This is a genomic window from Stenotrophomonas sp. A3_2, from assembly GCF_036624925.1.
Taxonomy (GTDB): domain Bacteria; phylum Pseudomonadota; class Gammaproteobacteria; order Xanthomonadales; family Xanthomonadaceae; genus Stenotrophomonas; species Stenotrophomonas hibiscicola.
Genome location: NZ_JAZKVY010000082.1, coordinates 1 through 317 on the forward strand (window position 1 = coordinate 1; position 317 = coordinate 317).

General features: G+C 68.5%; 1 protein-coding gene. It reads left to right on the plus strand.

All coding sequences use genetic code 11. The features are described 5' to 3' along the window. Positions 1 to 317 (plus strand): multicopper oxidase domain-containing protein (locus R5H29_RS01505; RefSeq protein WP_332328627.1); only part of this gene is annotated, 317 nt, incomplete at both ends.

The window sequence follows — 317 nt, forward strand, 5'->3', positions numbered from 1 at the left end:
CGATCCCGGCCGTGGACCGCGACTATGTGTGGATGCCGCATGCCTGGAAAATCGATCCCGGCACGTCGCGGCCGAACCCGGCCGAGATGACGGATTTCAATATCTGGTCGCTCAATGGCCGGGTGTTTCCGGGCACCGCGCCGATGGTCGCCCGCACCGGGGAGCGGGTGCGCATCCGTGTCGGCAATCTGAGCATGACGGACCACCCGATGCATCTGCACGGCCACCATATGCGTGTCACCGGCACGGATGGCGGCCCAGTGCCGCCCGGCGCGCGCTACCCGGAGGCGACGGTGCTCGTTCCCGTGGGCACGACG